Annotated in this window: 22 protein-coding genes and 1 rRNA gene; 2 read left to right on the top strand and 21 right to left on the bottom strand. The window is 54.3% G+C overall.

The window, feature by feature from the left end; all coding sequences use genetic code 11:
- Positions 1 to 8: 8 nt before the first annotated feature.
- From HJG40_RS05180 to HJG40_RS05100, 17 genes are all read right to left on the bottom strand, one after another.
- Positions 9 to 548: an EAL domain-containing protein gene (locus tag HJG40_RS05180; protein ID WP_215863197.1), complete on the bottom strand. Its 540-nt coding sequence runs from the start codon at positions 546 to 548 to the stop codon at positions 9 to 11.
- Positions 549 to 667: 119 nt separating this feature from the next.
- Positions 668 to 1,702 (bottom strand): N-acetyl-gamma-glutamyl-phosphate reductase, encoded by a 1,035-nt coding sequence (gene argC, locus HJG40_RS05175; RefSeq protein WP_215863196.1) that lies wholly within the window; start codon positions 1,700 to 1,702, stop codon positions 668 to 670.
- A 70-nt stretch (positions 1,703 to 1,772) separates the two neighbouring features.
- Entirely contained in the window at positions 1,773 to 2,159 is a 387-nt protein-coding gene (rpsI, locus tag HJG40_RS05170) for a 30S ribosomal protein S9 (RefSeq protein WP_010640716.1), read from the bottom strand.
- 13 nt (positions 2,160 to 2,172) lie between these two features.
- The gene (gene rplM / locus HJG40_RS05165) at positions 2,173 to 2,601 is read right to left on the bottom strand and encodes a 50S ribosomal protein L13 (protein ID WP_010640718.1); all 429 of its coding nucleotides are present in this window, start codon (positions 2,599 to 2,601) and stop codon (positions 2,173 to 2,175) included.
- 101 nt (positions 2,602 to 2,702) lie between these two features.
- Positions 2,703 to 4,031, bottom strand: a complete 1,329-nt coding sequence (locus HJG40_RS05160) for an NADH-quinone oxidoreductase subunit N (protein ID WP_215863195.1) — start codon at positions 4,029 to 4,031, stop codon at positions 2,703 to 2,705.
- A complete protein-coding gene (locus HJG40_RS05155) occupies positions 4,021 to 5,481 on the bottom strand; it encodes a complex I subunit 4 family protein (protein WP_215863194.1) in 1,461 nt (486 codons plus the stop codon). The genes HJG40_RS05160 and HJG40_RS05155 overlap by 11 nt, the downstream gene beginning before the upstream one ends.
- Positions 5,478 to 7,340 carry an NADH-quinone oxidoreductase subunit L gene (gene nuoL, locus HJG40_RS05150; RefSeq protein WP_215863193.1) on the bottom strand — a complete coding sequence of 621 codons (1,863 nt, stop codon included), beginning with the start codon at positions 7,338 to 7,340 and terminating at the stop codon, positions 5,478 to 5,480. Before nuoL ends, HJG40_RS05155 begins: the two co-directional genes overlap by 4 nt.
- A complete protein-coding gene (locus HJG40_RS05145) occupies positions 7,333 to 7,644 on the bottom strand; it encodes an NADH-quinone oxidoreductase subunit NuoK (RefSeq protein WP_215863192.1) in 312 nt (103 codons plus the stop codon). Before HJG40_RS05145 ends, nuoL begins: the two co-directional genes overlap by 8 nt.
- Entirely contained in the window at positions 7,634 to 8,128 is a 495-nt protein-coding gene (locus tag HJG40_RS05140; protein ID WP_215863191.1) for an NADH-quinone oxidoreductase subunit J family protein, read from the bottom strand. Before HJG40_RS05140 ends, HJG40_RS05145 begins: the two co-directional genes overlap by 11 nt.
- Entirely contained in the window at positions 8,125 to 8,655 is a 531-nt protein-coding gene (gene nuoI / locus HJG40_RS05135; RefSeq protein WP_215863190.1) for an NADH-quinone oxidoreductase subunit NuoI, read from the bottom strand. Before nuoI ends, HJG40_RS05140 begins: the two co-directional genes overlap by 4 nt.
- On the bottom strand, positions 8,652 to 9,608 hold the full coding sequence (gene nuoH, locus HJG40_RS05130) for an NADH-quinone oxidoreductase subunit NuoH (RefSeq protein WP_215863189.1): 957 nt from the start codon (positions 9,606 to 9,608) through the stop codon (positions 8,652 to 8,654). Before nuoH ends, nuoI begins: the two co-directional genes overlap by 4 nt.
- A gap of 5 nt (positions 9,609 to 9,613) precedes the next feature.
- Entirely contained in the window at positions 9,614 to 11,902 is a 2,289-nt protein-coding gene (locus HJG40_RS05125; protein WP_215863188.1) for a 2Fe-2S iron-sulfur cluster-binding protein, read from the bottom strand.
- Positions 11,899 to 13,158, bottom strand: a complete 1,260-nt coding sequence (locus HJG40_RS05120; RefSeq protein WP_215863187.1) for a complex I 51 kDa subunit family protein — start codon at positions 13,156 to 13,158, stop codon at positions 11,899 to 11,901. Before HJG40_RS05120 ends, HJG40_RS05125 begins: the two co-directional genes overlap by 4 nt.
- Positions 13,143 to 13,655 (bottom strand): NADH-quinone oxidoreductase subunit NuoE, encoded by a 513-nt coding sequence (gene nuoE / locus HJG40_RS05115; RefSeq protein ID WP_226857207.1) that lies wholly within the window; start codon positions 13,653 to 13,655, stop codon positions 13,143 to 13,145. The genes HJG40_RS05120 and nuoE overlap by 16 nt, the downstream gene beginning before the upstream one ends.
- The gene (nuoD, locus tag HJG40_RS05110) at positions 13,630 to 15,330 is read right to left on the bottom strand and encodes an NADH dehydrogenase (quinone) subunit D (RefSeq protein WP_215863186.1); all 1,701 of its coding nucleotides are present in this window, start codon (positions 15,328 to 15,330) and stop codon (positions 13,630 to 13,632) included. Before nuoD ends, nuoE begins: the two co-directional genes overlap by 26 nt.
- On the bottom strand, positions 15,317 to 15,817 hold the full coding sequence (locus tag HJG40_RS05105) for an NADH-quinone oxidoreductase subunit B (protein WP_215863185.1): 501 nt from the start codon (positions 15,815 to 15,817) through the stop codon (positions 15,317 to 15,319). The genes nuoD and HJG40_RS05105 overlap by 14 nt, the downstream gene beginning before the upstream one ends.
- Positions 15,808 to 16,167, bottom strand: coding sequence for an NADH-quinone oxidoreductase subunit A (locus HJG40_RS05100; RefSeq protein ID WP_215863184.1), 360 nt, complete (start codon positions 16,165 to 16,167; stop codon positions 15,808 to 15,810). The genes HJG40_RS05105 and HJG40_RS05100 overlap by 10 nt, the downstream gene beginning before the upstream one ends.
- A gap of 150 nt (positions 16,168 to 16,317) precedes the next feature.
- On the opposite strand from HJG40_RS05100, the gene HJG40_RS05095 reads away from it, so the two are divergent.
- A complete protein-coding gene (locus tag HJG40_RS05095) occupies positions 16,318 to 16,623 on the top strand; it encodes a hypothetical protein (RefSeq protein WP_215863183.1) in 306 nt (101 codons plus the stop codon).
- A 9-nt stretch (positions 16,624 to 16,632) separates the two neighbouring features.
- Here HJG40_RS05095 and HJG40_RS05090 read toward each other — a convergent pair whose 3' ends face one another.
- The 3 genes from HJG40_RS05090 to HJG40_RS05080 all read right to left on the bottom strand — a co-directional run bounded on the left by HJG40_RS05090 (position 16,633) and on the right by HJG40_RS05080 (position 18,812).
- A complete protein-coding gene (locus tag HJG40_RS05090) occupies positions 16,633 to 17,832 on the bottom strand; it encodes a Bcr/CflA family multidrug efflux MFS transporter (protein WP_215863182.1) in 1,200 nt (399 codons plus the stop codon).
- 114 nt (positions 17,833 to 17,946) lie between these two features.
- Positions 17,947 to 18,138 carry a YgaP family membrane protein gene (locus HJG40_RS05085; RefSeq protein ID WP_215863181.1) on the bottom strand — a complete coding sequence of 64 codons (192 nt, stop codon included), beginning with the start codon at positions 18,136 to 18,138 and terminating at the stop codon, positions 17,947 to 17,949.
- A gap of 74 nt (positions 18,139 to 18,212) precedes the next feature.
- Complete coding sequence (locus HJG40_RS05080; protein WP_215863180.1) at positions 18,213 to 18,812, bottom strand: nitroreductase family protein; 600 nt, start codon at positions 18,810 to 18,812, stop codon at positions 18,213 to 18,215.
- 97 nt (positions 18,813 to 18,909) lie between these two features.
- Between HJG40_RS05080 and HJG40_RS05075 the strand changes: the two genes are divergently transcribed.
- On the top strand, positions 18,910 to 20,094 hold the full coding sequence (locus HJG40_RS05075; RefSeq protein ID WP_215863179.1) for a BaiN/RdsA family NAD(P)/FAD-dependent oxidoreductase: 1,185 nt from the start codon (positions 18,910 to 18,912) through the stop codon (positions 20,092 to 20,094).
- A gap of 64 nt (positions 20,095 to 20,158) precedes the next feature.
- Here HJG40_RS05075 and rrf read toward each other — a convergent pair.
- A 5S ribosomal RNA gene (gene rrf / locus HJG40_RS05070) occupies positions 20,159 to 20,274 on the bottom strand.

Here is a 20,274-nt window from a genome sequence, read left to right as displayed (position 1 = left end):
GTCGATTTTTATTCGCGTTGCTCAAGATGAATGGCCTCACGAACCAGCTCCTGAATTTCTGTTTCGATATGATTCAGGGTCTGATCCAGATAACCCTGTTCAGGATTGGACTTCACGCTGACCAAACGATGATGGGCGGCAACAATGGGATGATCTTCCGCTGCCCCATGTTCGCGCAGAAAGGCTACCAATGGGCAGGGTGGCGGCGTCGTGACAGAAATATCAATCCAGCCACGTCGCAACGCATCCATCAAGGGGCGTCGTAAGAGGTGTGCTGCATAGGCGCCCAATAAACTGGCAGGATGCTTAGCACTGCCTTCGGGCAAATCATAGCCCTGAACAACCATGGCCATCAGTGCATCGGCAGGCATTGGCCTGGCAATGGCATAACCCTGTATAAAATCCAGATGCAAAGCGCGCATGGCATCCAGAATGGGTAGCGTTTCGACTCCTTCTATCACCGACTCGGCATTCAAGGCGTTAGCCAACAGTTCCAACGATTTTTTGCTGATTGATGGAATATTCGGGCTGAAAATAGGCCACGACATCTTCAGGAAAGCGCCACGCGCCCGACTCCCTGGTAGTCACCGGCTTTCTCAGGATAGTGGTTTTCTTTATAGACTGACTCACAGTCAAGGCCTCTTCCAAAGAAAATGGTTACTTAACACTATGGCAGTAAAGCAATTTGTGTCAATCCAAGCGATTCGGGCAAGGCAAACATGCGGTTCATATTTTGAACTGCCTGCCCCGCCGCGCCCTTCACCAGATTATCGATGACGGACAGAACCACCACCTGCCCTGGACGGGGCTGATGCACGGCAATACGACAAACATTGGCCCCGCGCACGGAGCGTGTTGCCGGATGACTGCCAAATGGCAGCACATCAACAAATGGCTCCTGCGCGTAACGCTCTGCAAACAAGGCTTGCAAGGCAGCGTCACTCAACGGTTGCTGTAACTGTCCGTACAAGGTGGCATGAATGCCACGAATCATGGGCATCAGGTGCGGCGTGAACTGTAGTTCAATCGTCTCGCCGCTCAGTTTTGAGAGAGTTGCCTCAATTTCGGGACGATGACGGTGACCACTCACCCCATAGGCAGCGACACTGTCTGCCGCTTCCGGCACGATCAGGTTCACCCGTCCAGTGCGGCCCGCACCGCTCACCCCCGATTTGCAATCTGCAATCAGTGTGTCTTGATGTAATAATCCCGCCTCCAGCAAGGGGGCGAACCCAAGAATGACTGCGGTTGGATAACATCCAGGATTGGCAATCAGGCGCGATTGGGCAATGTGTTCCCGAAAATATTCCGGCAGCCCATAACAAGCTGCACGCAACGCTTCAGGTGCCCGATGCGCCATGCCATACCAATGCGCAAACACTTCCGCATCGGCCAACCGAAAATCCGCACCGAGGTCAATCACACGCACGTCATGAGCCAGCAATTCCGGGGCACTATCCATGGCCACGCCATGGGGCGTCGCAAAAAATACGACATCCAGTTTTGCCAAGATCTCTGGATCGGGGGCCGTGTAACAAAGATCACACATTCCCCGCAGATTGGGAAAATGGGTATCTACGCGTTCTCCCGCTTCAGCACGAGAGGTGATGACCTGCACTGTCACTTCGGGATGAGGAAGCAACAAGCGCAACAATTCCACGCCGGTGTAGCCGGTACCACCCACAATGCCCGCACGAATCATGCTGTAACCTCCTGTCCTAAATCACAAAAAAGCCGCCCATAGGCGGCTTTTACGATCCAAAGCAGTTTTATTAACGCTTGGAGAACTGATGACTACGCCGCGCCTTATGCTTGCCGACTTTCTTACGTTCCACTTCGCGGGCATCCCGGGTCACAAAACCCGCACCACGGAGCGGACGCCGCAAGGTTTCGTCATAAACCATCAGGGCACGGGTAATCCCGTGGCGAATGGCACCCGCCTGTCCACTGGCGCCACCTCCGCTGACATTCACCAGAATATCAAACTGGCTGCCGTGGCCGGTCAGTTCCAGTGGCTGCATGACAACCATGCGCGATGTCTCGCGACCGAAGTATTCTTCTAGACTGCGCTTGTTGATAACAATCTTGCCAGAGCCTCGACGCAAATAAACCCGTGCAGTTGCGCTCTTGCGCCGACCAGTGCCGTAATATTGTTCCATAATAGTGCTTACCTTAAATATCTAAAGTCTGAGGCTGTTGCGCAGAATGGGGATGCTCGGAACCACTATACACCTTGAGCTTCCGGTACATAGCGCGGCCCAGGGAGTTTTTTGGAAGCATTCCCTTGACGGCAATTTCGATAATCCGCTCTGGGTGCGTTTCCATCATCTTTTCAAAAGAAGCACTCTTCAGATTGCCGACATAGCCGGTATGATGATAGTACATCTTGTCTTTGGCCTTGTTGCCGGTCACCGCGATCTTGTCGGCGTTGATCACAATAATATGATCTCCGATGTCGGCATGGGGGGTAAATTCGGGCTTATGCTTACCGCGCAGGCGGGTAGCCACCTCTACAGAAAGACGGCCCAGCACTTTATCGGTCGCATCTACGACGAACCAGTCTCCCTGTACTTCATGAGACTTGGCAGAATAGGTCTTCATCACAAAACTCCGGCTTCGGGTTTTTCACTGAGGGGCGGGAGATTAGCGATGAAACGGTGCCATGTCAAGGCATATGCGGGCTGGTGAACAACGCAAATTTCTCAACCCATCCCCAAGGGCGCCAGCAACCAGCCGAATAGCAGAATCAATATGCCCAATGCGGCAAAAGTTTCCCAACTGCGCCGGCGCAGCAGACGGTCGGGGTTGCTGAGCACGGACGGTTTCCACAAGGTACTGAGATAGTAAGCAAAAGAAAAGGCGCTACCGAGAGCAATCAGAATGGCCAACCAATAGGCCTGGTCGTGCACATCGGCAATAATGACCAGCAGTTTGGCAAAAAAACCGATACTCGGCGGCATTCCAGCCAGAGCGAGCAGAGTCAGACCCAGGAGCCCGGCCAGCACCGGCTGGCGCTCTCGCAGTGCTGCCCAGGGGATGGCAATACTGTTTTCCGGTAGCGCCGACAGGCCCATGAAAGTACCCATGTTCATCAGACCATACACCAAGGCATAAATAGCGCCCGCCATAATACCCAAGGGACCGGCCGCAAGGGCGGCCAGAAAGTAACCGGCATGGGCAATTGCCGAATAGCCCAACATTCTTCGCAAGTGACCGGCGCGATAAGCCAGGACGTTACCCACTATAATGCTGGTGGCCGCAATGACGGCGATGGGTATTTCCAGCTTTGGCGTTGCGGCCACCAGGGTAATCAGCGCCCCCATGATCGCGACTTTCGCCACGCCACCCAGAAAAATCAGAAACGGCGCTGGCGCGCCTTGATAAATGTCTGCGACCCAGGCATGAAAAGGCGCGGCGGCAATTTCGAAACTCAAGGCGGCCAGTAAGGCCAGCACGCCCATCAATCCGAATACATTGGATGTCATATCACCCATTGGCGGAATCACTGCCAGACTGCCATCGCCCAGATAAATCAAGGCAATACCAATGGCAAACTGGGCCGACGCAAGCCCGGCCAGCACCGCATATTTAAAGGCGGATTCTACGGCTGCACGACTGCTGCCAGGCCAGGCCAGCAACGCAAAAAAAGGTAATACCTGCAGCTCCAGGCCAACAAACATCAACAGGAGATTCTGGGCACTCACCAAAATCAGACTACCCGCCAACATAGTCAGCAACAGCCCGACCAAACTGCCTGTCATTTTTCGGGAAAGTGGATGAAAGGTGATAAAAAACAGTCCCGCCGCCATGGCCAGGCTCAAATAGACACCGAGAAGAGTGGCGCTGAGATCCCAGTACAGATCAGCTCCCAGGGCCATATGCTCGACGAAAATACTGGCTGCAGCAGCAATGCTGCTGATTCCGCCTAACCAGGGCATGAGTCGGCCCAGCCGCAGGGCATCAGCGAGAAAGGCCATCAGTGCCGCAGCACCAACAATGAGTAGTGGCAGCAGGGTTGGACTATAAGCCATGACCACCTCCGGCAATGACATCTCCACTATGAATGGAGAGCAGGGTACCCAGATGAGCAAGAATGACTTGGGGATCCAGCCCGAGCCACAAGGTCAGTAGCCCCAGCACCCAGAACAGCAACCACTCGCTCTGCTGCAAATCCGCCAGTGTATCCGGCAAGGTTTCGTTCAGCGGACCCAGCATGATCCGCTCGTAGGCGCGTAAAAAATAAACCACACCCGCGAGAATCCCCAAGGTCGCCAATCCAGCCGCCCAAGGTAGCGCCTGAAAGGCCCCTGCCAGACTGAGAAACTCTCCAGGAAAATTGGCCAGCCCCGGCAACCCCATTCCTGCCAGAAAGAAAAAAAGCATCCAGGCACCGAGGCGGGGAGCACGTCGAAACAAGCCTCCCAGACCTGCCCATTCTCCAGTCAAACCCCGGCTTTCCATAATGCTGACTACGCCGAACAGTCCTGCCGAGACCACGCCGTGCGCAATCAGCAAAAACACGCTGCCATGTATCGCCTGCGTTTGCAGGGCAAACAGTCCGAGAGCCACCAGATTCATGTGGCTGACACTGGCCCAGGCTGCAAAAAGGCGAAGGTTGGCAGCATTGAGGGCGAGGAAGGCCCCATACAGGGTTCCGATTGCGCCGAGAATAATGCCGACCGGGGCAAACTCCAGTGCCGCCTGGGGAAGCATGGGAATAGCAAAATGAATCAGGCCATAGGCACCCGCCGTCACTGCGGCCCCCGAGAGAAACACACTCCCCGCCGGCGCGGCATTGCCGTAGCCCGTACCCGCCCAACTATGCAGAGGGAAAAGTGGCATTTTGACCGCCAGACCGGCGACCATACCCAAAAACAGCCAGATACCGAGACCCCCGGTAATACGGGTGTCAGCAAGTTGCAAAATGGAAAAATTGTAGATTCCAGTCTGCTGACCGTGGAGGACATAGACCACAACCAGTGCGACCAGAAAAAGTAACGACCCAACGAAGGTGTACAACAGAAACTGTAGAGCAGCAGCACGACTTTTGTGGCCACTGCGCAAAATCAGGAAAGCTCCCGCCAACGCGAGGATTTCATAAAAAATATAAAACATCAGGACATTCTGAGCGAAAAATATCCCGAACAAAGCCCCGGACATCACCAGCACGGCGCTCGCCAGCGCCCGGAATTCTGGTAAGCGCCAGGCAAAAGCCAGACTCACCGGAATCAGCAAAGCGCACAGCAGCGCCAGGGTGCTGCCCAGGGGGCCAGCGTGTAAGGTCCAAAGACTACCCAGATAGGGAATATGTAGAGCATGCCCTAAAGTGCCGCTGGCTCCTGGGGCAAAACGCTGAATCAACGCCAACAACAATTCGACCAGTGCGATGCTCATTGCAAAGTACTGACCGCTTTGTTTTTGCGCAGAAAGCCACAGCGCCGCACCCCATGGGAGAAGAATCAACACCGTTACAAGGATCACAACAAGTACCCCCAGGCGATGAAGAGCAGCACTACCAGCCCCAGAATCATGCCGCTGGCATAGCGACTGATCAGGCCATTTTCGCCTGCTTCCAGAGCACGGCTACCGAGTCCGAAACCATCTCGCAACCCGCCGAGCAGCATCAGTTGAAAACCACCCTGCTCAATCAGTCGGTCCAGAATACCGGCCAATGCGTACCAGATGGGCGGAAAAATGCGTAGAAAAATCCGGTCAAAAAACCAGGCATTGAATAAAAAAGTGATGCGACTGAGACCACGACCTTCACGCTCCCATTGTGCGGCTTTGTAGGCAATGGCAATACCAATCAGGGTGGCCACTGAACCCGCCACCTGCAGAAAAATATTCACACCCCCCGACGGGGCTGGCGGCATGCCCAACTCTGGAGCCAGCCAGGGTAACCAGATTTTCGGACCCGGCCAGCCCGGCGGAAACTGCAGCCAGCCAATACCAATACTGGCAATGGCCAGGATTCCCAGAGGAATTTTCATGCCCCAACCCATCTGATAGGGCTCTCCCGGCTTTTCCGGGCCTTCAAACACCAGAAAATACAGCCGAAACGCATAAATCGCCGTAAACACCGCGCCCAGCAATGCCAGCACCCAGAGCAGCTTGCCACCGGGGACGATAAATGCCGTGGCAATAATGGCATCCTTACTATAAAAAGAAGCCGAAATTACCGGTACGGCAGCCAGGGCAAAAATACCCGCCAAAAACGTCCAGCGTAAAAAGGGTTGCTGCTTTTTGAGACCACCCATCTGGCGAATATCATGATTATCACTGTAGATGAGAATGACCACACCTGCCCCCATAAACAACAGCGCCTTGAAACAAGCATGTACCAGCAGGTGAAAAAGACCGAGCGAAGGGGCACCAATGCCCACCCCGAGGAACATGTAGCCCAGCTGGCTGATGGTAGAGTAGGCCAGCACCCGCTTGATATCCACCTGCGCAATACCGCAACTTGCCGCATACAGAGCAGTAAAAGCCCCACTCAATCCAATCACCCAGAGCATCCCGGGGACTGCTGCAAAAACTGGGTACAGACGAATACACAAATACACGCCGGCGGTCACCATGGTAGCCGCATGAATCAGGGCGGAGACCGTACTGGGGCCAGCCATGGAATCAGGCAACCAGATATGCAGAGGAAACTGCGCAGATTTGGCGACAGCACCAATCAACACCAAAATTCCCGCTATGGTGAGGGCCAGCAGATCGGGATGAGCCGCCACAGCCGCAAACAGGGTGTGGTAATTAAGGGTGTGATATTCGGCAAAAAGGATAAATATTGCCAATGCCAGTGCCGTATCCCCAATACGGGTCACCACAAATGCCTTGCGCCCGGCCCAGGCATTTTCCTGTTTGCGATACCAGTGCGCCACCAGGGCATAAGAACACAAGCCGACCGTCTCCCAGCCCAGGTACAGAAGCAGCAGGTTATCTGCCATGGTGAGAATCAGCATTCCGCCCACAAATAAGTTCAAATAAAAATAGTAGCGCCGCTCGCCGTAATCGCCGTTCAGATATTGCTGGGAAAACAGATGGATCAGAAAACCTACAAAGGCGGCAATACTGATCATGACCAAAGTCACTTGATCTACATGAAAGCATATATTGGCATGGAAATTACCCACCGAAATCCAGGTCCAGACCTGATCATGGAGATTGGGATCGCGACCGTGGGTCAGCCAGACCGCGAATACCACCAGGGTGGACAGGAAGGGCATGGTTGCGGCCATACGCCCCATTTGCCGTGGCGAAAAATGTTCGCCAAAAATACCATTTAGCAAAGCACCCAGCAGGGGAAAACCAGGGATTAGAAAAAGCCACTCATTCATCGACTTCCTCCCGAAGCTGCCGCAGGTTATCCACCGTATCCCCGCCCAGTTCTTGCTTGACGCGCAACAACAAAGCCAGAGTCAAAGCCAGGGCGGCACCACTCAGCGCCATCATGAACACCACCAGCACTTGCCCGGTGACAGAATGCCAGCGGGCACCTCCGGCCAGAGCAATGACCATGGCAGCGTTAAAGAGTAATTCAATGCCCAGTAACAAAAAAATGAGATTACGGCGCAAAATGATCAACGCCAATCCAACCACAAAAAGCAATGCGGCAATCACCAGTGTGAGCTCAAGCGTCATGATCATCCCTCCGATGAATTGCCAGCACAGCGGCGATCACGGCAAAAAGCAGCAGCGCCACGGCTTCCGTGAGCCAGAGATAGGGACCGAAAAGGGCACGTCCTACCGTACCTGGACCTATTTCCTGAATAACCACCATTAGATCCGGGCGACGGCTGAAAAGGAGAATCAGGATGGCCGTTAGCAGAACCACCAGCACCGCTGGCCACCAGAAACCCTGACGCCAGCGCGGTTCTTCCCGGGTCGTCAGAGGAGTGCGTAACAACATGATGGCAAAAAGAAAAAGGACCAGAATAGCGCCCACATACAACATCACTTCCAGGGCCGCGACAAAGGGTGCTCCCAGCACCAAAAACAAAACACTCAAGGCCAGCAGGCTGACTCCCAGGTTCACCGCGCCATGCATGGGATCACGGACTACCAGCAGTGCGGCTCCGATCGTGAGAATAATCAACAATAACAGCGAGATCAGAAAAATCGTCATGGCAGATTACTCCGGACATTGACGGGAGTTTTTTCGTTGATGCCCGCGCCTTTATCCTTATCTTGCAGAGCCACTCCGGAATGCCGATAAAAATTGTAATGCGGATGCTTACCCGTCCCGTCAATGAGCAACGCCTCTTTTTCGTAGATAAAATCAGCGTGATGTTCTTTACTGAAAGCAAATTCATCGAGGAGCTGGATGGCCAGCGTCGGACAGGCCTCTTCACAGAGGCCGCAATAAATGCAACGGGAAAAATTAATGCGGAACGTCAGGGGATAGCGGCGCGTGTCAGGGCGCTCTGCGGCTTGCAATTCAATGCAGCGCGTCGGACATACCGCAGAACAAAGTTGGCAGGCCACGCAACGCTCATCACCGTCGGGATCACGCGTAAGTACGGGCCGCCCCCGCCAGCGTGGCGGTAAGTTTAAAGGCTCCTCAGGATAGCTGACGGTTGAAGTTCGGCCCAGCTGACGCAAAGTTGTCCACAGCCCTGCACCCAGTTCGGAGATATTGCCCCAGACACTCATGCCAGCCTCCACAAAGCTGCCGCCAAAGCTGTCGCAAGCACATTGAATAATGCCAGTGGCAAAAGCACTTTCCAGCCCAAGGCCATTAACTGGTCATAACGTGGTCGTGGCAAGGTCGCCCGCAACCAGAAAAACACGAAAATCACTGCTGTCGTCTTGACCAACAACCATATCCATCCGGGCAGCCAGGGACCATGCCAGCCGCCGAGGTAGAGCAGCGCCGTCAGCACTGCAATCAAGGTCAGGCCAAGGTACTCCCCCAGAAAGAAATACCCAAAGCGCATTCCTCCGTATTCCGTATTAAATCCAGCCACTAATTCACTTTCCGCTTCGGGCAAATCAAAGGGAAGGCGGTGGGTTTCGGCCACACCGGCTATCAGAAAAATGATAAAACCCAGAGGTTGAAGGACGATATAGGGCAGACTTTGCGCAGCGACAATCCCGTTGAGGGACAGCGATCCACTCAGCAAAACCACACCCAAAAGGGCCAGTCCCATGGGTAACTCATAGCTGACTAACTGGGCTACTGCCCGGACTGCGCCCAGCAGGGAAAACTTGTTGCCCGAAGCCCAGCCCCCCAGAAATACGCCGTAGGCATTCAGGGAACTCATAGCCAGAATGAACAACAAACCGATATTCCAGTTGCCCGCCCAGGAAAAATGATGATCCAGCGGCACCACGGCAAAGCTGGCCAAAGCGCTGAAGGCCACCAGAACCGGCGCCGCCCGGTAAAGTACCGGATCGGCAAAATCGGGCACAAAATTTTCTTTGCTCATCAACTTGAGGGCATCGGCAAGCGCCTGGCCGATGCCCAGAGGACCCAGTCGATTGGGGCCCAGACGATTCTGCAGAAAACCCAGAACCCGCCGCTCTGCAAAGACCAGAAAACCCGCCACGCCCAGCAAAACCAGGGTGGTAAACAACATGCCCAGAGCCATCAGAAAAAGCATCATTGGCGTTACTCCCAGCTGACTTCGACGGGATCACCAGGATATAAGCCCAGCTCGGCGAAACCTTCCTGATCAATGGCAATGACTCCCTGGACCATTTCTGCACAGGCAATAACCGGCAACTGCAGATCTCCGCAAGGACCATGCAAGGTAGCAGTCACGGCCTGAACATCCGGATGCACCCGCAAACCCCGGGCCGGAGCCAGAGAATGCAGTTCGTCTGCGGTGTCAGCCAGCGTTTCCCCACCATACCAGCGAAAAATATCGAGTTCCCATTGCTCGGGCGTCACCGTCCGGGTTGCCGGAAGTGCTGCGATTTCAAAGCGAGCGCGAATAGTGTCTGGCAACAAAACTCCGGGGCCCTCTGGGTCTGGCCGTTCAGGACACAGAAAATGCAAATAAAAATCCAGCCGTTTTTGCCAGGCTTCGTGCAATTGCAGCATTTCAGCCAGACGACCCAGCCAAAACAAAGGCGGCGGCGGACCAAGCGGGTGTTTCAAGCCACCGGCAGCCTCGGGAAAGCCGCTGCCATGCACGGCCGGGTGCAGCACCTGCGCCTCGCGGCGATAAACCGGTGAAAACGCCTGAATCCGGCCTTCATAATTTACAAATAAACCAGCCCGCTCAGGAAAGGCCGCCACGGGTATTAAGGCCTCTGCGCTTCTGGCCGTTTCCGAATCAACCATATCCAGCAAGGTCAGACTATCCAGACCTGGAGCGAGCGTTCGCCAGGTACCCGCCCCCCAGTCTTCGCCCAAGGGATCAGCGCCCAAACAAAGCAGATGATTGATTTTACGTTGCCGCAAGGCCTGCTGCAGGCGCTCGGTATGACCGTCTGCCGCAAAATAAGCGGCCCCAAACAAATTGGGTCGATTGACAAAAGCACCAGCCCGGGCATTGGCAGGCAGTTTTTCCAGGGTTTTGCGCAGTGCATACAAACCAGATGGGCCCAGGGTTTCTGCGGTGGCCAACAGTACCGGAAACCGCCCCCCCTGCAAACAGGGATCATCCGCTAATTGGGCAACCAGATCACGCAAGGCACTGGGGCGTAAAGGCCGATAATCCCCTTTTTGGGCCAGTTCGGTCCGGCTGCTGGCCAGCACCGTCAAACGGGCACCCTGACGCAATGCCTGACGTACGGCAAAACCCGCCATGGGCGCAATGCTGTCCAGATCGCCGATGACCACAATGCGGTCGGCCGCCGCCACTTCCTGCAAACTGGGCGCCTGCGGAAGTGCCAGACATTGTTGCGCCAAAGCTTCTGCCCAAGAACTGGTTACCGCAGCAAAAGGCGCATGCAGGCAGTCTGCCAACGCAAATAGACCCAGATTACTTTGCAGATCTTCACGCGGGGAGCCCAGAAAGCCACTGCGTCCTTCTTCCAGACGGCTGGCCAGCTGACGCAAGACGGCATCCTGACGGCTGGGTTCCCCCTTGAGGCGAGGCTGCAGAGGCCGGGAATTTGCCGTCACGTAGGGAAAAGCATAGCGACCCCGGTCACAGAGGAAGTGGCCATTTATTTCCGGCCGTATGCGGTTTCGTATGCGGCGCAGGGTTCCCAGACGCGCTCCGGGGGTCGTGTTGCAACCCACCGCGCAATGAGGACACACCGAAGGACCCTGCTGCAAATCCCAAACCCTGACGTAATTATGACGAAAAACCTTGTCCGTAAATACACCCGTCGGGCAGACCTCGACCAGATTCCCACTGAAAGGACTTTCCAGTGGCCCATCTTCCAGACGTCCAAAACTGACCCGGTTGCGGGAGCCGAACACCCCGAAATCTTCGCCCTGAGCCGCATCCTGATAAAAACGCACGCAGCGATAGCAGGTAATACAGCGATTCATTTCCTGATAGACCAAAGGGCCGAGGTCCTGATTGCGATAGGTACGCTTCGGGCCGCTGTAACGGCGCACACTATGTCCGGTCTGCACCGTCATATCCTGAAGATGACATTGTCCACCCTCATCACAGACCGGACAGTCCAGCGGATGGTTGGTCATCAATAGTTCAATGATCTCCCGATGCTCGGTATGCACGTCGTCTTCCAGAGTAACCAGTTGCAGACCAACGCTGGCCGGCAGCAGGCAGGCCATGGTAATCCGGGGTGGATGTTTGCTGTCATGGGAGTACATTTTCACGGCACATTGCCGACAAGCCCCCAGACTTCCCAAAGCGGGATGAAAACAAAAATAGGGGATCTGCTGATCTTTTCCAGCGGCAATAGCCGCCTCCAGCACGTTCTGTCCGGGGATGAAGGGAATCTCCTGACCATCCAGAAAAAATACATGCTTCATGATTGAGGCCCCCGATATGGACAATGACCCAGGCGAACATGCGCCTCAAAATCATCCGCAAAGGCATGTAAACCCGAAAGCACCGGCATCAGCGCTCCCGGAGCCAACGCACAAAAACTGTTGGGCGCAATTTGTCCACCGAGCTGATGCAGGGTCGCAATATCCTCGGCACTGCCCGCCCCAGCCTCAATCCGCTCCAGCAACCAGCGCACATAGGGCAGGCCTTCCCGGCAGGGGGTGCAGAACCCACACGATTCGCGCGCAAAAAAACGGGTCGTCGCCACCAGAAAATCGACGGGGCACTGCCGATCATCCATCAGAATGAAGCCCCCTGTACCCAGTCGGGAACCGACTTTGGCCACCGCATCAAAATGCATGGGCGTATCGAAGTGTTCGGGCATCAGAAAGGGCGTGGAGGAGCCACCCGGCAACACCGCGCGCAAAGTGCGCCCTGGCTGCAGACCTCCAGCATGTTCAAACAGTATTTCCTGAGCAGTCGTTCCCATGGGCAATTCAAACACGCCGGGGCGTTTCGCAGGGCCGCAGACACTGTACAATTTGCTGCCCACGCCGCCATTGACGCCCAGACTGCGAAACCAGTCCGCGCCGTGCGCGAAAATACCCGGCAAATGCGCAATACTTTCGGCGTTGTTGACGGTGGTCGGTTGCTGCCAGAGCCCCTGTTGACTGATATGCGGAGGTTTTTTACGCGGGTTTGCGCGTTTGCCTTCAATGGCATTGAGAATGGCCGAATCTTCGCCACAAATATAGCGTCCCAAAGAAACATGAATATCCAGGCGCAAATCGCCATCAGGCAAGCGCATTAATCCCGCCTCGCGGGCCTGATGCAGTGCTTTTTCCAAAACACGGGCGCCCGCTGCATATTCACCCCGTACAAAAACGACGGCAAAGCGCACTCCCAGAGCGTGGGCCGCGATGAACATGCCTTCCAGAATATGGTGCGGAGCCCCGAAAAGCAGAGCCCGGTCCTTGATACTGCCTGGCTCGGTTTCATCCAGATTGCAAACCAGATAACGCGGTTCTGGAGCATCTGCTCCGCGCAGCCGCCATTTGAGTCCCGTCGGAAAGCCCGCACCACCACAACCCCGAAGCCCGGATTTTTCTAGTTCCGCAATAATATCAGCGGGATCCATCTGCACGGCTCTGGCAAGCCCCACATACCCCCCGGCATTCCGGTAAGCGCGCAGATCGGCCGGATCGGGATCTGCAAAATGTCGGCTCAGGATGGCTTCCATATATCCGCCTCCAGTTGTGCCAAAAGCTGAGTCAATGCCTGGGTATCCACCGGCCCCAGCGCCTGGTCATCCACCATCAGGGCGGGGGCCCGATCACAGAGGCCCATGCAGACATGCGGTATCACCGTCAGCTTGCCACTGCGACTGACCTCACCGAGATCCACGCCCGAATGCTGGCGGGCCTGGGCCAGGATATCCTGAGCCCCGGCCATATGGCAGGCGATGCTGTCACAGATGCGCAGAACATGGGTGCCCACCGGTTCACGCAACACCAGACTGTAAAAGGTACAAAGCTCTTCAACCTTGACCGGACTCAACCCGGTCAAGGACGCTGCCAGACGTAATGCCTCCCCGTCAATGTAGCCTCGGGCCTTTTGCAGGACCTGCAGGACTTCACTGATGGCGGCTTCTGGAACAGGTGACGTCGCCACCAGATCCTGCAACCTGGCGAGAAGCGACGCATCATTCAAGTCAACGATCGAGGTCGGCGAGGACATAATCTATGGATCCAATCGTGGCAATAAAATCGGGGAGAGCCGTATCGCGCCCCAGTTCAGTAATCAGCTGAACGTGGGGAAAGGAAGGAGTCCGTACCCTGAGCCGGTATGGGTGGGCGCTGCCATCAGCCACAATGTAATAGGCGAGCATGCCGCGCGCCGACTCAGTGATGCTCAGCACCTGTCCTGCAGGAGGACCGATTTCGCCCGCCATCTGCTCGAAATGATGAATCAGCGTCTCAATATCCCGCAAGGTATGGTCTTTGGGTGGCAGGGCATACCGGGCGTCAGCAGCCAGAGTTGCGCCATCCGGCATTTTGTCGGCGAGCTGACGAAGCATCCGGATACTTTCGCGAATTTCATCAATATGCAGTTGAGCCCTGGCTAAAGCATCTCCATCGGTGGAGGTCGGCACCTCAAAATCAAGAACATCGTATAGCCCGTAGGGGGCTGCTTTGCGCATATCCCAGGCTTTGCCCGTACTGCGCAAGACAATACCCGAAGCACCCCACTTTTCTGCCTGCGCCGCTGACAACACCCCAATCCCCTGAGTGCGGGCACGGAAAATGGGATTCCCTACGGTGAGGGTCTCCGTATCCCGCAAACCCGACTCCACTTTCTGGAGGACTTGCAGCAGATCATCGCGCCAGTCCTCCGGCAAATCAGCCGCTACTCCACCAATCCGAAAAAACTGTGGATGCAGGCGCCCGCCTGTATATTTTTCGATCAGATCGAGCAACAACGCTCTATCCCGAAACGCATAAAATGCCGGTCCCATGGTGCCGAGATCATTTCCATAGCTTCCCAACCACACCAAATGGGAAGATATCCGGCAGATTTCCGCCAACAAAGTCCGGATACCTTCGGCACGATCCGGCAATTGCAAATCCGCCAGCATCTCCACCGCACGGACATAGGGAAACTCGCCCAGGATGCCCCCCAGATAATCCACCCGGTCGGTGTAGGGAATAAAATTATGGAAGGTATGTCCCTCGGCTATTTTTTCTACCCCCCGATGGTGATAACCAATATCGGGGTCCACGCTGGCAATTTTTTCCTCGGAAATTTTCAGTACAAAGCGCAAAATTCCGTGCGTTCCGGGATGATGTGGGCCAACATTCAGAATCGTCTGCCCGGATTCTGGAGGTAACACCTCGTCGCTGTAGGCTTTGAGTGCTTCCTGCAAATCGGTTTTACTCAAACGATAGGCGGGGCGCTCTGTGGCGCGGATGGCTTCGCTTTTTCGTAGCGGGTGCCCTTCCCAGAGGGGCGGGAGTAAAATACGCCGCAAATCCGGGTGGCCACTGAACTGCAGACCAAACAGATCGTACACTTCCCGTTCATACCAATTGGCATTGGCAAAAATACTGGTTATCGACGGTACCGGCAGCTCGGCGTCGGCGTGCGTCACCCGCAAACGCAGGGCACCACAACCCTCCAGTCCATGCAGATGATAGGTCAAGGTATATTGCGCAGCCTCCGAGACACCCTGCGGTCCTTCATCCACCGCCGTCAAGTCCAGCAACATCGGAAATGACGGCTGCATTTGCTCATGCAGAAATTGCATGGCTGGCAGCAGATGTTCTTCGGGCAGCCGGAAATCCGGCCAGCCATCCCGCCCATCGGTAACTGGACTCGCAGCAAAGTGCTTTTGTAGCATCTCAGCCAGAAGCATGGGTCAGCTCCCGCTGAAATATCCGGGGCGGATTACGCCGGATTTTCTGCTGCAACAATAACAAACCGTCCATCAGGGCTTCCGGGCGGGGTGGACAACCCGGCACATAAATATCCACTGGCAGCAGTCGATCAATCCCCTGAACCACGCTATACACATCATACATGCCCCCGGAGTTGGAACAGGAGCCCATGGAAATTACCCACTTGGGCTCCAGCATCTGTTCATATATCTCCAGAATCATGGGGGCCATTTTCACGAAAATCGTCCCAGAAGTGATCAGCACATCCGACTGCCGGGGCGATCCACGCAGCACCTCGGCACCAAATCGCGACAAATCATGGCGGGGCGTCACCGCAGCAACCATTTCAATAAAACAGCAGGAGGTGCCAAAATTCAGAGGCCAGAGAGAGCCTGCCCGACTCCACGCCAGCATTTCTTCAAATTTGCCCACCAGCAAAGACAAGGGACCCGGAGCTAATGCCATTGCAAACCTCCCATGCGCCACTCATAAAACAAGCCCAGACCCAGAATCACCATAAAAGCCAGCCCGGCCACAATCGGCCCCCAGCCCAAAGTATGAAAAGCTACCGCCCAAGCAAAAAGAAAAGCGGCTTCCAACTCAAACACCAGAAAGGAAACAGCAAGGAGATAAAAAGCAACGGGGGTTCGCGGATGCGTGCTGGTGTTGGCTCCCAGCCCACTCTCAAAAGGAATGTTTTTATTACGATTGGGATGTCGTCCGCCGAGCAGACCCGATATCCAGAGAATACCCATTAAAACCAGCAACACTGCAGCGGCAAAAATCCCGACTATCAGGGCATGACTCGCCATCATTGCCGATTCTCCCAAAGTGCGATTTTTGTCGAAAAATACAAAAAGCCCCCTTCTCAGAATTCAGGCACGGCGCAGCAACACGCAGTGTCATCATTGAACTACGCTGTATAGTATAGACCATGATTTGTGGTGTATCTGAGGAGCCCTTCAATGAATATTTGGGAAGATCCCGTCGTCCAGTCGGGCATACTGGATTATCTGGAACAAAAACAACTACTGGCCAGCTTCACCAGCATGGGTGGTGCGGCGCTCAGGGAGGGGGCACAGTGTCACTGCAGTCTTCCCGAACATGTTGGCAATGAAGTGATTGTGCTTTGTCAGTTTGATTTTGAAGAACTGGTCCCCTTCGGGGCTGCTGGAGATCAGCGTCTGCGACAACAGGGACAAGTGCATGTGCGTCTTGATGCCAATGGTCAGGTCAGCGACGCATGGTTATGCCGGCCGGGTTCCTGCTAAAAAGTCCATTCAACTTTTCATGAGCAGGGCAGGATCTTGCAACTTGCGGGTGTAGCGCAAGCCGACCACCGCAACAGCAGCACAACCCAGAATGGTAATGCCCAACGGTAAGGCACTGTGCATGACCATACTGCCAATAACAATGGCAGAAACCGATGCAGCCGTGAACTGCATGGCACCGAGCAGTGCTGAGGCGCCGCCCGCATGAGCGCCTTGCTCGGTCATGGCCAGGGCCGTGGCATTGGGACCGACCAGGCCAATGCTCGCTACATAGACGAACAGCGGTATCATAATGGCAAACATGCTGATTTCTGGATAATAACCAATGACAAACAAGGCAATGCCCGCCATTAACTGAATGAGCACCACCGTCTGGAGGATTCCCTCTGCTGTGTAGCGCCGATGCAGAATTCGGTTGAGTTGTGACATCACTACCAGGCCCAACGCATTGGCACCGAATATCCAGCCAAAACTGTTGGCTGGGACCTTATAAAGATCAATAAACACAAAGGGCGATCCGGCAATATACGCAAACATGCCGCCGTAGCACATGGCATAAACCAAAGAAAAGGCCATAAAGCGCCTGTCCTGCAAGAGCGCACGGTAACGCCGCAACACCTTGCTTACCTCCAGGGAATGTTCTGCTGTGGGCTGATGACTTTCGCGCAACCCCAGATAAACCAGCCCAAAAATAAACAGCCCGAATACCGTCAACAACCAGAAAATACTCTGCCATCCCAACCAGACCAGCAAATACCCGCCCAGCAACGGCGCAATAATAGGCGCAAGGCCCATCACCAGAATCATGGCGGCAAAAATATGTGGCGCCTCCTTGGGGGAAAACAAATCACGCACCACGGCCCGGGAAATCACCAGACCAGCGCAAGCTCCAAGCCCCTGCACAAAGCGTAGACCGATCAGCACCCCGATAGAGGGAGATAAAGCGCAGCCAGCCGAAGTCAGCACATACAGTATCAGTCCCAGCAGCAAAGGTCGGCGGCGTCCAAAACGATCCGACAAAGTCCCAAAAAACAGCTGCCCCAGAGAAAGTCCCACAAAAAAACTTGCCAGGGTCAACTGCACCGCCAGATGTGGCGCTGTAAAATACCGAGACAGCGTTGGCAGACTGGGAAGATACATATCAATAGACATCGGACCAAAGGCACTTAACATGCCCAGAATAAAAATCAGTCGTCTTTTATGCAGCAATGTTTTTCCTTGCTATGCCTGATAAACGGAAGGCACGGGATGACCGTGCCTTCCGTTACCGCTAAACCTTCTACTGAGCTAAGGAGGATACACCCTGATCTCAGGAATTCTTTTTTACCGGGCAGGTTTGATACCCAGCAAAGTATACAACCCACAAAAACCCGTGATTCCAGTAATCAGTGGCACCAATCCAACCACCGCCCACCATTTGTTTTCACCGTGCAAGAATACTGCAAGAACCACAATAATCACCAAGCCCACAATCACCCGGACCAGACGATCCACACTCCCTTCATTGACTGGCATTGCCCTCTCTCCTGCAGGAATTTCCTGCCCGTATCCACTGGAACTGGATTATAGTACGTTAGCTTCCTGAATGACTAAAAATGATCTGTTTTTACCAGGGACTGGATGTCAACCCGATTTCTTTCCCAGGCATTTTCGGTCCCTTTACCCACGGCAATCATGTACCCGATCGCATGGTTTTCGGGCAAATGGATCAGTTTTGCCACAGCATCAAAATCAAAACCATCCATCGGACAGGAGTCATAACCAAGATCCTGAGCCAACAACATCAGCGTCATTCCAAAAATACCCAGGGTCCGCATGGCTTCATCCCGCGCAATTTGCGGTTTGCCACGATAGTATTCATCCAGTTTCGGCAATAAAAAATCCTGCACCGGCTGTGGAGAAGTCGCCCAGTAACGTTGCGGATCTTCCTGCCACGCCTCCAAATCTGCACATAAAACAAATAGCGCCGATGCATCGGTGACTTGTGCCTGGCCCCAGGCTTGTTCACGAATGGCCGCACGCAGCTGCGGATCCTGCACATCCACTATCCGCCAATGCTGAATATTGTAGGCACTGGGTGCCAAAGAAGCATGCTCCAGAAGGGTTCTTTTGGTTTCGGCAGACATCTGATGATGCGGATCAAAGGACTTCGCTGCACGACGTTGCTGGACTGCGGTAATGACATCCATATACTCACCTCTTTGATGTTATAAAATAAGTCATCACAATTTAGAACCGACCGGTTGGTATTGTCAACCTTCCGATTGAAGGACTCCACAAACGATCATGTCAGAGCATACAGAAGTTTTTATCATTGGCGCTGGTGCCGCCGGATTAATGTGCGCCATCACCGCAGGTCAGCGCGGCCGCAAAGTCATTCTTGTGGATCATGCCAATCGTATCGGCAAAAAAATCCTGATGTCTGGCGGTGGCCATTGTAATTTTACCAACCTGTCCGTAGGTGCTACCAACTATCTCAGTGCTAACAGACACTTTGCCAAATCTGCGTTGGCTCGCTATACCCCGGAAAATTTCATTGAGCTGGTTGATAAATACCAGATCGCCTACCACGAAAAAGAAGCCGGACAACTATTTTGTGATGGATCCTCCAAACAAATTGTGGCGCTGCTTGCTGAAGAATGTCACGCCGCCCATGTGGATATTCACACACAGTGCAGCATAATTTCTTGCAAAAAAGAGGGCGATATTTTTCATATCGAGAGTAATCAGGGAAATTTTAGCGCCGAATCCCTGATCATAGCCACCGGCGGGCTTTCTATTCCCAGCCTGGGGGCCAGTGGTTTCGGTTATGAACTGGGGCAGCAGTTTGGTCATAGCTTACAAAATACCCGACCAGGATTAGTGCCGCTCACCTTAACTGGCCGCACTCATGAACCATTTAGTGGCCTTGCCGGAGTGTCTATTGGCTCTGCTGAAACCCATTTTAACAAACAGCATTTTCGTGCGGGGTTACTGTTCACCCATCGCGGCCTTAGCGGCCCGGCTATTTTGCAGATTTCGTCGTTCTGGCAAGAAGGTAAGGCCCTAGAGATTGATTTGCTGCCAGAACTGGATGTTTATGCGTACTTACGGCAACTGAAAATGGAAAAACCCCAATCATTCCTGAAAAGTATCTTGTCCGAAATCTTGCCCAACCGTCTTGCCCAAGCCATGTGCGATCTTTATTGGCACAATCAGCCTTTGGCTACCTACCCAGATCTTGAGTTAGCTTCTATTGCCCAAAAATTGCAGCAATGGTCCATTCTTCCCAGTGGTACAGAAGGGTATCGTAAAGCTGAAGTGACCCTTGGGGGTATAAATACAGCCGAACTTTCCTCCAGCAGCATGGAATCGAGAATCGTCCCAGGACTTTATTTTATTGGAGAGGTTGTAGATGTGACGGGCTGGTTGGGGGGCTATAATTTTCAGTGGGCCTGGGCATCCGGCTCCGCAGCGGGCAATCACGCATGACCCCAAAGGCGTTCTGACAAAAAATTAGCCCTGCTTCAAAAAGAAGCAGGGCTAAGGTATAGGTGTCTGGCGGTGACCGACTTTCGCGGAGGGAGGCCCTCAACTATCATAGGCGCTGCAGTGTTTCACGGTCCTGTTCGGGATGGGAAGGGGTGGTTCCACTGCGCTATGGCCGCCAGA

Origin of the sequence: Acidithiobacillus concretivorus, assembly GCF_018853445.1 — a bacterium.
Lineage (GTDB): Bacteria > Pseudomonadota > Gammaproteobacteria > Acidithiobacillales > Acidithiobacillaceae > Acidithiobacillus > Acidithiobacillus concretivorus.
Note: the sequence above shows the minus strand (reverse complement) of the source record. Positions and strands in the feature narration are given on the sequence as shown.

Bases quoted from the DNA above. Each gene is read 5' to 3' on its own strand.
- HJG40_RS05180 (WP_215863197.1), bottom strand. From the start codon at position 548: ATGTCGTGGCCTATTTTCAGCCCGAATATTCCATCAATCAGCAAAAAA.
- argC (WP_215863196.1), bottom strand. From the start codon at position 1,702: ATGATTCGTGCGGGCATTGTGGGTGGTACCGGCTACACCGGCGTGGAA.
- rpsI (WP_010640716.1), bottom strand. From the start codon at position 2,159: ATGGAACAATATTACGGCACTGGTCGGCGCAAGAGCGCAACTGCACGG.
- rplM (WP_010640718.1), bottom strand. From the start codon at position 2,601: ATGAAGACCTATTCTGCCAAGTCTCATGAAGTACAGGGAGACTGGTTC.
- HJG40_RS05160 (WP_215863195.1), bottom strand. From the start codon at position 4,031: ATGGCTTATAGTCCAACCCTGCTGCCACTACTCATTGTTGGTGCTGCG.
- nuoL (WP_215863193.1), bottom strand. From the start codon at position 7,340: ATGAATGAGTGGCTTTTTCTAATCCCTGGTTTTCCCCTGCTGGGTGCT.
- HJG40_RS05145 (WP_215863192.1), bottom strand. From the start codon at position 7,644: ATGACGCTTGAGCTCACACTGGTGATTGCCGCATTGCTTTTTGTGGTT.
- HJG40_RS05140 (WP_215863191.1), bottom strand. From the start codon at position 8,128: ATGACGATTTTTCTGATCTCGCTGTTATTGTTGATTATTCTCACGATC.
- nuoI (WP_215863190.1), bottom strand. From the start codon at position 8,655: ATGAGTGTCTGGGGCAATATCTCCGAACTGGGTGCAGGGCTGTGGACA.
- nuoH (WP_215863189.1), bottom strand. From the start codon at position 9,608: ATGATGCTTTTTCTGATGGCTCTGGGCATGTTGTTTACCACCCTGGTT.
- HJG40_RS05125 (WP_215863188.1), bottom strand. From the start codon at position 11,902: ATGAAGCATGTATTTTTTCTGGATGGTCAGGAGATTCCCTTCATCCCC.
- HJG40_RS05120 (WP_215863187.1), bottom strand. From the start codon at position 13,158: ATGGAAGCCATCCTGAGCCGACATTTTGCAGATCCCGATCCGGCCGAT.
- nuoE (WP_226857207.1), bottom strand. From the start codon at position 13,655: ATGTCCTCGCCGACCTCGATCGTTGACTTGAATGATGCGTCGCTTCTC.
- nuoD (WP_215863186.1), bottom strand. From the start codon at position 15,330: ATGCTTCTGGCTGAGATGCTACAAAAGCACTTTGCTGCGAGTCCAGTT.
- HJG40_RS05105 (WP_215863185.1), bottom strand. From the start codon at position 15,817: ATGGCATTAGCTCCGGGTCCCTTGTCTTTGCTGGTGGGCAAATTTGAA.
- HJG40_RS05100 (WP_215863184.1), bottom strand. From the start codon at position 16,167: ATGATGGCGAGTCATGCCCTGATAGTCGGGATTTTTGCCGCTGCAGTG.
- HJG40_RS05095 (WP_215863183.1), top strand. From the start codon at position 16,318: ATGAATATTTGGGAAGATCCCGTCGTCCAGTCGGGCATACTGGATTAT.
- HJG40_RS05085 (WP_215863181.1), bottom strand. From the start codon at position 18,138: ATGCCAGTCAATGAAGGGAGTGTGGATCGTCTGGTCCGGGTGATTGTG.
- HJG40_RS05080 (WP_215863180.1), bottom strand. From the start codon at position 18,812: ATGGATGTCATTACCGCAGTCCAGCAACGTCGTGCAGCGAAGTCCTTT.
- HJG40_RS05075 (WP_215863179.1), top strand. From the start codon at position 18,910: ATGTCAGAGCATACAGAAGTTTTTATCATTGGCGCTGGTGCCGCCGGA.